This is a genomic window from Streptomyces sp. SD31, from assembly GCF_052068475.1.
In the GTDB taxonomy this organism is placed as follows: Bacteria; Actinomycetota; Actinomycetes; order Streptomycetales; family Streptomycetaceae; genus Streptomyces.
Genome location: NZ_JBQHCX010000014.1, coordinates 241163 through 255523, shown reverse-complemented (window position 1 = coordinate 255523; position 14361 = coordinate 241163). Strand labels below are relative to the sequence as shown.

Here is a 14361-nt window from a genome sequence, read left to right as displayed (position 1 = left end):
CACGGCGGCAACGGCCCGAATCGTCGTGAGCGAAGTCGAACCTGCCCTACATCGAAGGATGCAGAGGACGCCTACTCGACCACGACCACGGTCGTACCTGTCTCCCCGAACGTCCACAACGCCGACCCGTCGGCCGCGCGCATCCGGACCCCGCCGGTCTGCTTGCCCTCGGCGGGCGGGGGCGAGGAGCCGTCCACGGCGTTGGAAAAGGCGATGGAGACACCGGACTTCGCGGCGAAGTAGATGATGTTCTCGATCTGCACGCCGTCCGAGCCCGTGGTGGCCATGTTGCGCGACGACACCGTGTAGGTGCCGGGGTCCGGGCTCACCGTGCCCGGCCAGACGGTGAAGGTACGGCGGGCCGCGTCGCTCGCGTCGACCAGCCAGACCCGCTTCTGGCCGAGGGAGTAGACGACCCGGCGTCCCGTGCCCGAGCCCTCCGGCACGGCGGCGGGTGCGGTGGACTTCGACGGGCCGGGGCTCGCCCCCGCCGACGCGGACGAGCTCGGGCGGGCCGCCGTCGCCGTCGGGTGCGGCCCCTTGTCGGCCTGCACGGCGAGAACGGTGACGGCGGCTATCGCGCCCACCGTCAGACCGGTCACCCAGACCTTGGGAGCAGGCACGGGCACGCATCTCCTCAGCTACGGAACCCCTCCGGCGGGGGTCGGATCATCGTACCGACCCCCGCGGCGGGGTCCTTCTCAGTCCAGCACCGGCAACAACTCCGGCAGATGCCCGTCCGAGGCCTCCGCCGCCCGCTGCCGCTCCTGTGGCACCTCGCCGTACAGCGTCGTCCGGGGCTTCGCCGGACGGCCGGCCACCTCGGCGACGGCCACCAGGTCGCGTACCGACTTGTACGAGCCGTACGACGACCCCGCCATCCGCGAGATCGTCTCCTCCATCAGCGTGCCGCCGACGTCGTTGGCGCCGGAGCGGAGCATCTCGGCCGCGCCCTCGGTGCCCAGCTTCACCCAGCTGGTCTGGATGTTCGGTATCCAGGGGTGCAGGAGGAGACGGGCCATCGCCGTCACCGCCCTGTTGTCGCGGATCGTCGGGCCGGGCCGCGCGATCCCCGCCAGGTACACCGGCGCGTTGGTGTGGATGAACGGCAGCGTCACGAACTCCGTGAAGCCGCCCGTGCGTTGCTGGATCCCGGCCAGTGTGCGCAGGTGGCCGAGCCAGTGGCGGGGCTGGTCGACATGGCCGTACATCATCGTCGACGACGACCTGATACCGAGTTCGTGCGCGGTCGTGATCACCTCGATCCAGGTCGCCGTCGGCAGCTTGCCCTTGGTCAGGACCCAGCGGACCTCGTCGTCGAGGATCTCGGCGGCGGTACCGGGGATGGAGTCAAGGCCGGCTTCCTTCGCCGCCGTGAGCCATTCCCTGATCGACATTCCGGTGCGGGTGGCGCCGTTCACGACCTCCATCGGGGAGAAGGCGTGCACATGCATGCCGGGGACGCGGGTCTTCACCGCCCGCGCGATGTCGAAGTACGCCGTGCCCGGCAGGTCCGGGTGGATGCCGCCCTGCATGCAGACCTCCACCGCGCCCACGTCCCAGGCCTGTTGGGCGCGGTCGGCGACCTGGTCCAGGGAGAGCGTGTAGGCGTCGGCGTCCGTCCTGCGCTGTGCGAAGGCGCAGAAGCGGCAGCCCGTGTAGCAGACGTTGGTGAAGTTGATGTTCCGCGTGACGATGTACGTGACGTCATCGCCGACCACGGACTTGCGGACGTCGTCCGCCACCCCACACAGCGCGTCCAGCGCCGGGCCGTCCGCGTGGAGCAGCGCCAGCGCCTCGTCGTCGGTCAGCCGGGTCGGGTCGTCGGCCGCGACCCGCAGCGCCTGGCGGACGTCGGTGTCGATGCGCTCCGGCGCCATCCCGGGCGCGGCGGCCTCGCGCAGGGCGCCCCAGTCGCCGTACACCTCGTCGAAGTCGTCGCGCCGGTCGGACGTACGGCCCTCGGTGTCGATGGTGGAGTGCAGATCTGTACGGCCGGACGCGACGAAGGCCTCCTCCGGCTCCTGCCACGGGTGCCCCTCGACCACCGCGTCCGCACGCGCCAGGCCCGTCTCCGGGTCGGCGAGCGCCCGGACGTGCGGGAGCAGCCGCGGGTCCAGCCAGGGCTCGCCGCGCTGGACGAACTCGGGGTAGACGCACAGCCGTTCCCGCAGCTCGAAGCCGGCCGCCGCCGATCGCTCGGCCAGCTCCTCGATCTGCGGCCAGGGGCGCTCGGGGTTGACGTGGTCGATGGTCAGCGGGGAGACCCCGCCCCAGTCGTCGATGCCGGCGCGGATCAGGCGCTCGTACTCGGAGTCGACCAGGTTCGGCGGGGCCTGGAGGCAGGCGCTCGGTCCCATGATGTGCCGGGCGACCGCCACCGTGGCCACCAGCTCGTCGAGTTCCGCGTCCGGCATGCCGCGCATCGCGGTGTCCGGCTTGGCGCGGAAGTTCTGGATGATCAGTTCCTGGATGCCGTGGTAGGCCCGGGAGATCTTGCGGAGCGCGAAGAGGGAATCGGCCCGCTCCTCGTACGTCTCGCCGATGCCGATGAGGATTCCGGAGGTGAAGGGGACCGAGGAGCGCCCCGCGTCCTCCAGCACCCGCAGCCGTACGGCGGGCTCCTTGTCCGGGGAGCCGTGGTGCGGGCCGCCCGGCTCGGACCACAGGCGGGTCGCGGTCGTCTCCAGCATCATGCCCATCGACGGGGCGACGGGCTTGAGCCGCTGGAAGTCGGTCCAGGTCATGACGCCCGGGTTGAGGTGGGGCAGCAGGCCCGTCTCCTCCAGGATGCGGATGGAGATGGCGCGGACGTAGGCGATGGTGTCGTCGTACCCGTGCGCGTCGAGCCACTCGCGCGCCTCCGGCCAGCGGTCCTCGGGCTTGTCGCCGAGGGTGATGAGGGCTTCCTTGCAGCCGAGGGCCGCGCCCTTGCGGGCGATGTCGAGGACCTCGTCCGGCGACATGAACATCCCGTGCCCGGCGCGGCGCAGCTTGCCGGGGACGGTGACGAAGGTGCAGTAGTGGCATTTGTCCCGGCACAGCCGGGTCAGGGGGATGAAGACGCTCTTCGAGTACGTGATGACGCCGGGCCGGCCGGTCGTGGCGAGGCCCGCGTCGCGCACCCGGCCGGCCGACGCGACGAGGTCGTCGAGGGCCTCGCCGCGGGCCTGGAGCAGCACGGCCGCCTCGGAGACGTCGAGGGCGACGCCGTCCCGGGCGCGTTTGAGGGCGCGACGCATGGAGTTCTCGGTCGGGCCGGTTCCGGGGGTCGCGGGTGTCGTCATTCTTCGAGCATACGAGCGGGGTGATCAGCACAATGAGGTGCCGGCGAGATCGCGCCCCCGAAGGGGCACGGGGAACTGCGCGAGCGACCACGACGAAACCCGCAGCGACCAACGATCCTGTCGAGCAGACGAGCAGACGAGCAGGCCAACCGACTCACACGTACTGCGCATACTCGTCCAACACCCGCAAAACCTCCCCCTCCCCCGCCGGAGGCAACTGCACCACGACCTCCTCGATGCCCAACTCCGCGTAGTGCGCAAGCTTGCCGGGGCTGGGATACACGGCGTACGGCACCACCTGAAGGGCGCTCGGATCGCGCCCGGCGTCCGCCCAGGCGGCCCGCAGCACAGGCAAGTTTTCGGACAATCCGCGCCCACCGATCGGCAGCCACCCGTCGGCGTACTCACTGATGTGCGCGAACAGCTTCGGCCCGGCGGCTCCGCCGATGAGCGTGCGAGGCCCGACGAGCTTCGGCGCGCGCGGCTTCTGTGCGGGTTTGGGATAGGTGAAACTGGCCCGAACCGCACCGAACTCCCCCTCGTACGCGGTGGGTTCGTCCGCCCACAGCGCCCGCATCAGAGCCATCCGGTCCCGGACGAGCTCGCGCCGCGTGGCCCACTCGACGCCGTGATCGGCGGCTTCCTCCACGTTCCAGCCGAAGCCGAGGCCGAGGGTGAACCGCCCGCCGGAGAGGTGGTCCACGGTCGCGATCTGCTTGGCGAGGTCGATCGGGTCGTGCTGGGCGACCAGCGTGATGCCGGTGCCGAGGCCGAGCCGTTCGGTGACGGCGGCGGCCTGGCCGAGGGCGACGAAGGGGTCGAGGGTGCGGCCGTACTCGGGCGGGAGGTCGCCACCGGCCGGGTACGGCGTGACCCGTTCGACCGGGATATGGGTGTGCTCGGGCAGATACAGCCCGGCGAACCCGCGCTGCTCCAGCTCACGGGCGAGCCGGGTCGGGGTGATGGTCTCGTCGGTGAGGAAGATCGTCACGGAGATGCGCATGACCGCATCTGTACCGCGCGGACGACCCGATGTCCATACCGACCGGTCGGCACAGCTGGGGTCGACTACCGCTCGACTGCCGATTGTCTGCCGATTCCCTTCCCTTGTACGGCAGTTCACGGCTGAATACGAGAGTTGCACGCACCACCACTGCACCACCCACGCCATGTCCTTCACGACGACCTGGGGAGCAGCAGCATGTGCGAGGACCACGACGCGGGCCTGGGAAGACGCGCGCTGTTCGTGACGGGCGCCGCCGCCGCGCTTACGTTGGGAAGCGTGACCTTCGCCAGAGGCGCCGACGACACCCAGGACGCGGAGACCCGCACCGTGCGGGGCACCCTGCCGCCCGGGTCCCCCGACTTCGTGTACGTGCCGGTCGAAGTGCCCTCCGGCGTACGGGAGATCAAGGTCTCCTACACCTACGAGAAACCGTCCGTCCCGGCCGGCACCCCGGGCAACGCCCTCGACATCGGCATCTTCGACTGGCGCGGCACGGAGCTCGGCGGCCGCGGCTTCCGGGGCTGGTCGGGCGGGGCGCGCACGGAGTTCTTCATCCGGGCGGACGACGCGACGCCGGGGTACATCCCGGGGCCGGTGCGTGAGGGCACGTGGCACATCGCCCTCGGCCCCTACACGGTGGCGCCGCAGGGACTGCCGTACGAGCTCACGATCACGCTGACGTACGGCGAGCCGGGCGAGACGGTGGCGCCGACGTACCCGCCGGACCGGGCGAAGGGCCGTGGACGGGCCTGGTACCGGGGCGACTGCCACCTGCACTCCTGGTACTCGGACGGCCGCCGTACGCCGGCCGAGATCGCGGCGCTGGCCCGTGCCGCGGGCCTGGACTTCATCAACAGCTCGGAGCACAACACGCACTCGGCGCACGCGCACTGGGCGTCCGAGGCCGGCGACGACCTCCTGATCATGCTCGGCGAGGAGGTCACGACCCGCAACGGCCACGTGGTGGCGCTTGGCACCGAGCCCGGCACCTTCATCGACTGGCGCTACCGTGCCCGGGACAACCGCTTCGGCCGTTTCGCCCGCCAGATCCGGGGCGCCGGCGGCCTCGTCGTCCCCGCCCACCCGCACGCCACCTGCGTCGGCTGCAACTGGAAGTTCGGCTTCGGCGAGGCGGACGCGGTGGAGGTCTGGAACGGCCCCTACACGCCCGACGACGAGGTGACGCTGGCGGACTGGGACAGCATGCTGGTGGCGTCCGTGCGCTCGGGGTCCGGCGCCTGGATCCCCGCGATGGGCAACAGCGACGCCCACCGCGACCCCGACCCGGTGGGCAGCCCGCAGACGGTGGTCCTGGCGGACGATCTGACGCGGGAGGCGATCCAGGAGGGGATCAGGGCCGGCCGGTCGTACATCGCCGAGTCGAAGAACGTCTCCCTGACCTTCGGCGTCTCCGGCGCGAAGGGCGAACACGCCGGCATCGGCGAGCGCCTGAAGGTCGACCGGAACTCACCGGTGACCGTACGCCTGGAGGCCACGGGCGCCCCCCGCTGCACGGTCCGCTTCGTGACCGACCAGGGCGTGCTGTTCACCAGCCCGCCGCTGCCGGTGTCGGGGGCGGGGGTCGTGGAGTGGCGTACGACGCCGTCTTACGCGGCCTATGTGCGGGCCGAGTTGCGGCATGAGGCGGCGGTGGGGCCGTTGCCGGGGGCATTGGCGGCGTTCACGAACCCGATTTTCCTGGGGCGCGCGTAGGCAGCAAATCCCATGTGGTGAAGGGCAGTTGGGGCGCACGGGGTCAGGCGCCGCGTTCGCCCACCCTGCGGCGCCGTACCGCGTACACCGCACCCCCGCTCACCGCGACGGCCGCTCCGCCCGCGAGGGCGAGCAGCGGGAGTGGGGAGGAGGAGCCGGTGTCGGCGAGGTCGTCGGTCGGGGGTGGGGAGGTGTTTCCGTTGCCTGTGTGCGAGCCGGCCTCGTGGATGCCGAAGCCTTCCCAGTCGCGTGACCATGTGCACTCGCCGTTGTCGTCCAGGCGTCTGAGGTAGGCCATGACGTCGCCTTCTCCCTTGCCGTCGTCCTTCGGAAGCCCCGAGTTCCCGAGGGGGACGCCCTCGTTGACGCGCAGGCGGAGCTGGAACGTCAGCGTCTCGCGAGGGGCGATGTCCGTCGTGGTGAGGACGCCCTCGTAGTCGTCCGGGAAGGCGAGGTCCGCCCAGGCCCGGGACTTCGGATCCCGGCGCTGGAGGTCGACGTACTCCGGGCTTTCGGTGGGCATCTCGGGCTTCCTGTCGTACGCCACCTTGGTGAGGGTGATTTCAACGTCCTCGACGGCCGTGTCCCTGAGGTTCAGGACCTTGAGGGTGAGGCCGTGCCAACCGCTGCCTACGGCGATGCCTCCGGGCAGGCCGTCAAGCGTCGTCCGCAGGCTCGGGTCCTCTTGGTCGCTGTGGCAGTCCCAGGGGTCGCTCGATGACGGGCGCGGGAACGGGGACGGGGGCGCCGTGGCCGGGATCGAGGGCGTCGGCGAGTCGGTGGCGTACGCTGCCGTGCCGGTCAGCAGCGCTGCCGGAAGCAACGCGGCGGCGGCGAGCAGGGCCTGACGGGGTCTCATGTGACGAACCTCGGATGCGGGGACCTTTTGGCACCTGTGTGACCGTTGTGATCACCCGCCAGTTGCCGCAGCCCACCATCTCGTCACCGGATGTTCCCCTGGGCGTCGCTGTCGCCCGTCAGGGCACCGGCCCGCCCCCCAGGTCCGCGACCACCGCCGCGTGGTCCGACGGCCAGACCCCGTCGACCGGGCCGTCGCCCGCACGCCGTACGCCCCGCACATGGCCCAGTCCCCCCGTCCCGGGCGGCCCCACGTGGATGTAGTCGATGCGCACGCTCGGCTCCAGGCCGGAGGCGACGTAGGGGTTCTCGCGGTCCCAGGTGACGGAGGGCGCGGATGAGTCGGCGTACTGCCAGGCGTCGAAGAAGACCTGGCCGGGCACGAGCGGCGCGGTCCGGTAGCCGCCGAAGAGGCGGATTTCGTCGGAGTCCGGCCAGGCGTTGAAGTCGCCGGTGACGACGGTCGGAAAGGGCGTGTCGCCCCGGTTCTCGGCGATGAACTCGGCGAGCGCGGTGACCTGGCGACAGCGTACGGCCGAGGCGTGCAGGGCGGAGGTGAGGTGGGTGGTGAAGAAGGGGATGTCGTAGGAGGGGGTGACCAGGCGGGTGAACAGGGCGAGGCGGCCGTCGTCGACGTCGGACGGGGCCGGCAGCCGCAGGGTGCGCCGGTCCGCGACCGGCCAGCGGCTCAGTACGGCGTTGCCGATGTCCACCGTCGGGTCGCCGATCCGCCGGCGCCACCGCTCGGGGGCGGGTGAGGGGGCCCAGGCCCAGTGCATGCCGAGTTCGCCGGCCAGCCACTCGGCCTGGTTCTCGCCGTCGGCCGCCCACACCTCCTGCAGGCCGACGACGTCGGGGCGCAGTTCGCGCAGCGCGGCGAGGATCGCCTTCTGGCGCTCCTCCCAGGGCCCGAAGCGCCACCACAGGTTCCAGGTCACGACCCGCATTCCGCAGCCACCCGCTCTCGTCACGCCGCGTCGGGGACCATTGAAGCAACAGTTCGACCCGCGCGCCGTGACACCCAGCAGGAGACAGGAGACTCACAGACGATGTCCCGCCTCGGCGACCTCAGGTTCCGCGCCGCCACCACCTTCCAGCGCCGCGTCGGCAATCCGGTGCTGCGCCGCCTCCCCCTCCAGACCGTCCTGGAGACCACCGGCCGCGTCTCCGGCCTGCCCCGGCAGACACCGGTGGGCGGCCGCCGGGTCGGTGACTCCTTCTGGCTGGTCTCGGAGTTCGGTGACAAGTCCCAGTACATCCGCAACATCAAGGCGGATCCGCGGGTGCGGGTGCGGATCAGGGGGCGGTGGCACACCGGTACGGCCCACCTGCTGCCCGACGACGACCCGATCGCCCGCCTGCGCGGCCTCCCCCGCTTCAACAGCGTGGGCGTGAGGGCCTTCGGGACGCACCTGCTGACGGTGCGGGTGGACCTGGAGGACTGACGGTCCGACGGGCCTGATCAGGGCCGCACGTCGGGACCCGTCCCAGGGCCGGCCCGGTAGAACCGCCACATGGGACACACCACGAAGATGAAGGGGGGAGCGACCAGGCGCGCAGCCGCTCGCTCCCGCAAAGCAGCCGTGGGCGCGGTCGCTCTCGCTCTGACCGTGACGGGTGTCGCAGCCCATTCGGCGGCGGCAGCGGACACCCGGGCCATCTCCTATCCCTCGCGCCTGAAGAAGTGCGCCGACCTCGACTGCAAGGTCCAGGTCAAGAAGGGCGAAGGGTTCAGGGCTCACCGCTTCTGGATCGAACGCGTCACCTTCCCGCAGATCAGCAAGAACAACATCCAGATCAAGGCCTACGGCGACGGCACGGAGATGGGCTGCGGAGGCACCCCGCCGCTGCACTGCACCATCAACGGCGTCGACTTCACGGTCAAGGACGTCCGCGGCAACACCGCCCGGACAGTCCGGATCCACCCGTAGACGACCCCAGAGCGCAGGGTGCCGACGAGCGCTACCGCGCGAGCCGGCACCCTGCCTGTGCGCGGGCGCGAGCGAACGCCATCCCGACCACCGTCACCCCGGCCACACGATCGCCTGCACCTCGCTGTACGCATGCAGCGCGTACGACCCCACGTCCCGCCCCACCCCGCTCTTCTTGAACCCCCCGAACGGCGCCTCCATGTTGCGCCCGACGGTGTTCACACCCACTCCCCCGGCCCGCAGCCGCCGCGCGACCCGGAAGGCGCGGGCCACGTCGCCGGACCAGACGTAGTCGATCAGGCCGTAGTCCGTGTCGTTGGCGAGGGCGATGCCCTCTTCCTCCTCCTCGAAGGGGATCACGGAGACGACCGGCCCGAAGATCTCCTCACGGGCGACGCGCATGTCGTTCGTGCAGTCCGCGAGGAGGGTGGGAGCGACGTAGAAGCCCTGTTCGTACGGCGGCCGTTCACCGCCCGCCACCACCACCGCGCCCTCTTTGCGTCCCGTCTCCACATACGCCTCCACCCGGTCCCGGTGCTCCGCCGAGATCACCGGGCCGACGATCGTGGACGCCTCGCGTGGGTCCCCGACCTTCAACCGACCGGCATACGCGGCCAGTTGCTCGACCAACCGGTCGTACACGCCCCGCTGGGCCAGCACCCGCGTCGGCGCCGTGCAGATCTGCCCGCTGTAGAAGGAGAACGTCGTCCCGATCCCGGCCACCGCCGATCCGAGGTCCGCGTCGTCGAAGACGACCGCCGCGCCCTTCCCGCCGAGCTCCATCAACTGGCGTTTCATGTCCCGCCCGCACACCTCGGCGATGCGCTGCCCGACCGCCGTGGAGCCGGTGAAGCTCACCATGTCGACGTCCGGGGACGACACGGCCGCCTCACCGACCTCCACGGCCCGCCCGGAGACGACGTTCACGACACCCGCCGGCACCCCGGCCGCCTCCAACGCCTCCGCCATCCGGTAGACGGAGAGCGGATCCTGCGGCGCCGGTTTCACGACGACCGTGTTGCCCATGGCCAGCGCGGGAGCGATCTTGCCGGCCGGGTTGGCCCACGGGTTGTTGTACGAGGTGATGCAGGTGACGACCCCGACGGGCTGACGCACGGCCAGCGCGCCCATCACGCCCGCCTTCCCCATCGGCCCGGCCTCGTTGATCTGCGGCGGAATCGCCCACTCGGCGGGCTCCACGCGCGCGTACCGCCGAAAACGGGCCGCCCCGACACCGACCTGCATGCCCCGGGCCGTCCCCGTGGTCGCGCCGGTCTCGGCCTGGGCCAGTTCGGCGTACGGCACGAGGTGGCCGCGGATGATGTCCGCCGCCCGCGCCAGCACGGCCGCCCGCTCCTCAGGCGCCGTACGCGACCACGGCCCGAAGGCCTCGCGGGCCGCGGCGCAGGCCGCGTACACCTGATCCCGCGAGGCCTCCGGAGCCCACCCGATGGTCTCCTCGGACGCCGGGTCGACGACGGCGTAATACCCGCCCTCCGGCTCGACCCACGCCCCGCCCACGAACAACCGCTGCCGGTCAGGACCATCAAGACCAGCAGGACCGGCAGGACCTCGGACGCTCACCTGGTGGCCACCGTCCTGGTATCCCGCCCCGACCGCAGCACGCGCCCCGGCACGGCCCCGGTCACCACGTCGTCCCGGATCGCCTCGACCCCGTTGACCCACACGGCCCGCACTCCGATCGCCTTGGAGTCCAGCCGCGGACTGTCACCCGGCAGGTCGTGCACCAGGGTGGCCGTACCGGCGTCGATCCGCTCCGGATCGAAGAGCACCAGATCCGCATGGAAGCCCTCCTCCACCCGGCCCCGCTCACGCAGCCCGAACAGCCGCGCCGGATCATCGGTCAGCATCTTCACCGCCTGCTCGAGGCCGACCAGCTTCCGCCCCCGCAGACAGTCCCCGATGAACCGCGTCGTGTACGGCGCCCCGCACATCCGGTCCAGGTGCGCCCCGGCGTCCGAGCCGCCCAGCAGCACGTCCTCGTGCTGCCAGGTCTCGGCACGCAGGGACCAGGACGCGGGGTCGTTGTCGGTGGGCATGGGCCACAGGACCGTACGCAGATCGTCGGCGGCGCAGATCTCCACCAGGCACTGGAAGGGTTCCTGACCGCGCTCGCGCGCGATGTCCTCCACGATCCGGCCCGTCAGCCCGGCGTTCGCCTCGCTGTACGTGTCGCCGATGACATACCGCGCGAAGTTCGTCAGCCGCCGGAAGACACCGGCCTCCTTGGAGGTGGCGTGCCGGAGCAACTCGGCCTGTACGTCCGCCTCGCGCAGCTTGGCGATCCGCTCGGGCACGGGCAGTCCGAGGACCGGGCCCCACCCGGGTATGAGGTTGAGGGCGCAGAAGGTGCCCAGGGACATGTTCATCGGGGTGAGGATCGGCATGGTGAGGGCCACCACCCGGCCGCCCGCCTTCCGGGCCTGCTCACTCGCGAGCAGCTGCCGCGGCACCCGCTCCGGAACGGCCGAGTCGATGGTCAGGACGTTCCAGTTGAGCGGCCGTCCGGCGGCGGCGCTCATCTCCACGAACAGTTCGATCTCGGCGTCGCTGAACTGGTCCAGACACCCCGCGACGATCGCCTCGATCTGCGTCCCCTCGTGCTCGCCGACCGCCCGCGACATCGCCAGCAACTCGTCCGGCTTCGCGTGCCGGGATGCCACCGGCTTGCCGTCCCCGTCGGAGTGGCTCGACGACTGAGTGGTGGAGAAGCCCCAGGCACCGGCGTCCATGGCGTCGTGCAACAGCCGGACGATCTCCGCCAGTTGCTCCGTACTCGGCTGCCCGCCGATCGCCTCCGGCCCCATCACATACCGCCGCAGCGCGCAATGCCCCACCATGAACCCGGCGTTGACGGCGATCCGCCCCTCAAGGGCATCCAGATACTCCCCGAAGGTCCGCCAGCTCCAGGGCGCCCCCTCCTCCAGCGCGACCAGCGACATGCCCTCGACCTTGGACATCATGCGGCGCGTGTAGTCGGCGTCGCCCGGACGGGCCGGGTTCAAGGGCGCGAGAGTGAACCCACAGTTCCCGGCGGCGACCGTGGTCACGCCGTGATTGAGGGAGGGAGTGGCGTACGGGTCCCAGAACAGCTGGGCGTCGTAGTGCGTGTGCGGGTCGACGAACCCGGGGGCGAGGACGAGCCCGGTGGCGTCCTCGACGGTGCGCGCTTCCTCGGTGACGGTGCCGATGACGGCGATACGACCGTCGCGTATGCCGACGTCGGCGGTGAAGGCAGCCGCTCCGGTCCCATCGACGACGGCCGCACCTTTGATGACGTGATCAAGCATGAGGCTCACCTCCTGGAGCTGCGGTGATCTGACCCACCCAGGGGCGCGGGGCTGTGTCGATTTGCGGCTCCGCCGCGTGGGCGCGACCAGCCACAACGCAACCCGCACCCCGCAACGGCGATTACGCGGCACCCCGGAACCGGGACGTCCGATGAACCGGATCCGTATCGATCTTCGGAATCACGTGCTCCCCGATCAGCCGAATCGTCTGCAACGTCTCCTCCTTCGGCACCCCCACCGGCAACCCGAAGCTCAACTGATCGGCCCCCGCCTGCTCCCACCGCTTGCACTGCCGGAACACCTCATCCGGATCCCCGCAGATCAGCAACTCCTCCTCGATCAGCAGCTCCACGAACTCCGGCGTGTACTCGGGCAACGTCTCCGGCCACACCGGGAACCCCTCGGGACGAGGAAACGTGTCGTGGTACCGGAACACCAACGAGGGCAGATAGTGCAGCCCGCCCCGCACCGCGATCTCGATCGCCTCGGCATGCGTGGGCGCACAGATCGCCGTCGTCGTCACCATCACGTTGTCGTTGACGAAGTCACCGATGGGCTCGGCGTTCACGACCGCCGTCTTGTACTGCTCCAGCACCCACTCCATGTCGGCGACCTTCTGCACACTGAAGCCGAGCACCCCGAGCCCCTTCTTCGCGGCCATGGCGTACGACGGCGGCGACCCGGCGGCGTACCACATGGCGGGGTGCGACTTCCCGTACGGCTTCGGGAGCACCTTGCGCGGCGGAAGCTGCCAGTGCTTGCCCTGGAACCCCTCGTACTCGTCCTGCAGCCACATCTTGGGGAACTCGGCGATGGTCTCCTCCCAGATCCCCTTCGTGTAGTTCATGTCGGTGATCCCCGGCAGAAACCCGAGGATCTCGTGCGACCCAGCCCCTCGCCCGCTGCCGAACTCGAAGCGGTTCTCGGTGAGGTGGTCGAGCATGGCCACCTTCTCGGCGACCTTCACGGGGTGGTTGACCTGGGCGAGGGGATTGAAGATCCCGGAGCCCAGGTGGATCCGCTCGGTCGCATGGGCGAGGTACCCGAGGAAGACGTCGTTCGCGGAGAGGTGCGAGTACTCCTCCAGGAAGTGGTGCTCGGACGCCCAGGCGTACTTGAAGCCGGACCGGTCCGCCTGGATGACGTACTCGGTCTCCTCCATCAGTGCCTTGTGCTCGGCGAGCGGGTCGGTCTCGGCGCGCTTGCCCACGTATCCCTGTACAAAGAGCCCGAATTCCAAGGAGGTTCACCGTCCCCAGTAGTTTCTGACGCTTCGTCAGATCGGCGGTATGCCGCCGACTGTGGCACCGGGCGCACGGATGGTCAATAGCTGACGGCCAGTCAGGCGCCGAGCCTCGCCGGAGTCAGAGAACCGAGACACCCGCCAGCCATCCCCCGTCGATCACGAACGGCTGCCCGGTGATGTACGAGGAGTCCTCCGAGGTCAGGAACAGCGCGAGGCGCGCCACTTCCTCCGGCTTCCCGATCCGGCCGAGCGGCACGAGCTTGCGGTAGAGCCCGTCGAGCGCCCTCGACGTCTCCTCCGCGTCCGCCTCCGGATCCAGCAGCGAGGGGTTGGACATCGCGGTGTCGATGGCGCCGGGGCACATGGCGTTGACCCGGATGCCGCGGGGCGCCAGCTCCAGGGCGGCGACCCGGGTGAGGCCGAGGATGGCGTGCTTGGTGGCGGAGTACGTCCCCACGGCCGCCATGCCGGTCACCGCGGTGTACGAGGCCGTGTTGACGATCGTGCCGCCGTCGGCCATCTCCGGCGCGACGGTCTTGATGCCGAGGAAGCAGCCGACCTGGTTGACCCGTACGACCTGCATGAACTCGTCGAGGGGCGTGTCGACGAGGGAGTTGAAGCGCAGGATGCCGGCGTTGTTGACCAGGCCGTCGATGTGGCCGTAGGCCCTGCGCGCGGCGGCGACGGCGGTCTGCCAGTCGGCTTCCCGGCCCACGTCGAGGTGGACGTACAGCGCCCCGAGCTCCTCGGCGAGGGTTTCACCCTGGTCGTCGAGCACGTCGGCGACGACGACTCTCGCACCCTCCGCCGCGAACAGCCGCGCCTCCTGCTCGCCCTGTCCGCGCGCCGCCCCGGTGACGATGACGACCCGTCCGTCGAGCTTGCCCATTACGGCCCCCTTCACGCGGTGGACACCGCGACGCGGTGGACTCCGCATCGTAGCGCCATACCTGACGGAGCGTCAGATGCAAGTTCTGGGAGCTATCCAGGCGTTGCTGAGGCGAATCTC

Annotated in this window: 12 protein-coding genes; 3 read left to right on the top strand and 9 right to left on the bottom strand. The window is 70.6% G+C overall.

Translation table 11 applies throughout. The features are described from left to right. Positions 1-71: 71 nt before the first annotated feature. The 3 genes from ACTMVF_RS28940 to ACTMVF_RS28930 all read right to left on the bottom strand — a co-directional run bounded on the left by ACTMVF_RS28940 (position 72) and on the right by ACTMVF_RS28930 (position 4290). Positions 72-623, bottom strand: coding sequence for a hypothetical protein (locus tag ACTMVF_RS28940; protein ID WP_441274032.1), 552 nt, complete (start codon positions 621-623; stop codon positions 72-74). Positions 624-701: 78 nt separating this feature from the next. Continuing rightward, entirely contained in the window at positions 702-3287 is a 2586-nt protein-coding gene (locus ACTMVF_RS28935; RefSeq protein WP_441274031.1) for a bifunctional FO biosynthesis protein CofGH, read from the bottom strand. A gap of 154 nt (positions 3288-3441) precedes the next feature. Continuing rightward, a complete protein-coding gene (locus tag ACTMVF_RS28930) occupies positions 3442-4290 on the bottom strand; it encodes an LLM class F420-dependent oxidoreductase (RefSeq protein WP_441274030.1) in 849 nt (282 codons plus the stop codon). A gap of 198 nt (positions 4291-4488) precedes the next feature. Here ACTMVF_RS28930 and ACTMVF_RS28925 point away from each other — a divergent pair, with 198 nt between their 5' ends. After that, positions 4489-6006 (top strand): CehA/McbA family metallohydrolase, encoded by a 1518-nt coding sequence (locus ACTMVF_RS28925; protein WP_441274029.1) that lies wholly within the window; start codon positions 4489-4491, stop codon positions 6004-6006. 43 nt (positions 6007-6049) lie between these two features. On the opposite strand, the gene ACTMVF_RS28920 is transcribed toward ACTMVF_RS28925, so the two are convergent. Both ACTMVF_RS28920 and ACTMVF_RS28915 read right to left on the bottom strand, forming a co-directional pair. Then, the gene (locus tag ACTMVF_RS28920; protein WP_441274028.1) at positions 6050-6865 is read right to left on the bottom strand and encodes an LPXTG cell wall anchor domain-containing protein; all 816 of its coding nucleotides are present in this window, start codon (positions 6863-6865) and stop codon (positions 6050-6052) included. Positions 6866-6983: 118 nt separating this feature from the next. Next, positions 6984-7811, bottom strand: a complete 828-nt coding sequence (locus ACTMVF_RS28915; protein ID WP_441274027.1) for an endonuclease/exonuclease/phosphatase family protein — start codon at positions 7809-7811, stop codon at positions 6984-6986. Positions 7812-7913: 102 nt separating this feature from the next. On the opposite strand from ACTMVF_RS28915, the gene ACTMVF_RS28910 reads away from it, so the two are divergent. Then, complete coding sequence (locus tag ACTMVF_RS28910) at positions 7914-8309, top strand: nitroreductase/quinone reductase family protein (protein ID WP_441274026.1); 396 nt, start codon at positions 7914-7916, stop codon at positions 8307-8309. A 69-nt stretch (positions 8310-8378) separates the two neighbouring features. Next, positions 8379-8795 (top strand): hypothetical protein, encoded by a 417-nt coding sequence (locus ACTMVF_RS28905; protein ID WP_441274025.1) that lies wholly within the window; start codon positions 8379-8381, stop codon positions 8793-8795. Between the two features lie 93 nt (positions 8796-8888). On the opposite strand, the gene ACTMVF_RS28900 is transcribed toward ACTMVF_RS28905, so the two are convergent. From ACTMVF_RS28900 to ACTMVF_RS28885, 4 genes are all read right to left on the bottom strand, one after another. After that, positions 8889-10322, bottom strand: a complete 1434-nt coding sequence (locus tag ACTMVF_RS28900) for an aldehyde dehydrogenase family protein (RefSeq protein WP_441274064.1) — start codon at positions 10320-10322, stop codon at positions 8889-8891. Between the two features lie 53 nt (positions 10323-10375). Further along, positions 10376-12106, bottom strand: coding sequence for an N-acyl-D-amino-acid deacylase family protein (locus tag ACTMVF_RS28895; RefSeq protein ID WP_441274024.1), 1731 nt, complete (start codon positions 12104-12106; stop codon positions 10376-10378). Positions 12107-12227: 121 nt separating this feature from the next. Next, on the bottom strand, positions 12228-13346 hold the full coding sequence (locus ACTMVF_RS28890) for an LLM class flavin-dependent oxidoreductase (RefSeq protein WP_441274023.1): 1119 nt from the start codon (positions 13344-13346) through the stop codon (positions 12228-12230). Positions 13347-13470: 124 nt separating this feature from the next. Beyond that, positions 13471-14241, bottom strand: coding sequence for an SDR family NAD(P)-dependent oxidoreductase (locus ACTMVF_RS28885; RefSeq protein WP_441274022.1), 771 nt, complete (start codon positions 14239-14241; stop codon positions 13471-13473). Between the last annotated feature and the right edge of the window lie 120 nt (positions 14242-14361).

Coding starts and splice junctions, on each gene's coding strand:
- ACTMVF_RS28920 (WP_441274028.1), bottom strand. CDS start 6,865: ATGAGACCCCGTCAGGCCCTGCTCGCCGCCGCCGCGTTGCTTCCGGCA.
- ACTMVF_RS28905 (WP_441274025.1), top strand. CDS start 8,379: ATGGGACACACCACGAAGATGAAGGGGGGAGCGACCAGGCGCGCAGCC.
- ACTMVF_RS28910 (WP_441274026.1), top strand. CDS start 7,914: ATGTCCCGCCTCGGCGACCTCAGGTTCCGCGCCGCCACCACCTTCCAG.
- ACTMVF_RS28885 (WP_441274022.1), bottom strand. CDS start 14,241: ATGGGCAAGCTCGACGGACGGGTCGTCATCGTCACCGGGGCGGCGCGC.
- ACTMVF_RS28930 (WP_441274030.1), bottom strand. CDS start 4,290: ATGCGCATCTCCGTGACGATCTTCCTCACCGACGAGACCATCACCCCG.
- ACTMVF_RS28895 (WP_441274024.1), bottom strand. CDS start 12,106: ATGCTTGATCACGTCATCAAAGGTGCGGCCGTCGTCGATGGGACCGGA.
- ACTMVF_RS28935 (WP_441274031.1), bottom strand. CDS start 3,287: ATGACGACACCCGCGACCCCCGGAACCGGCCCGACCGAGAACTCCATG.
- ACTMVF_RS28925 (WP_441274029.1), top strand. CDS start 4,489: ATGTGCGAGGACCACGACGCGGGCCTGGGAAGACGCGCGCTGTTCGTG.
- ACTMVF_RS28915 (WP_441274027.1), bottom strand. CDS start 7,811: ATGCGGGTCGTGACCTGGAACCTGTGGTGGCGCTTCGGGCCCTGGGAG.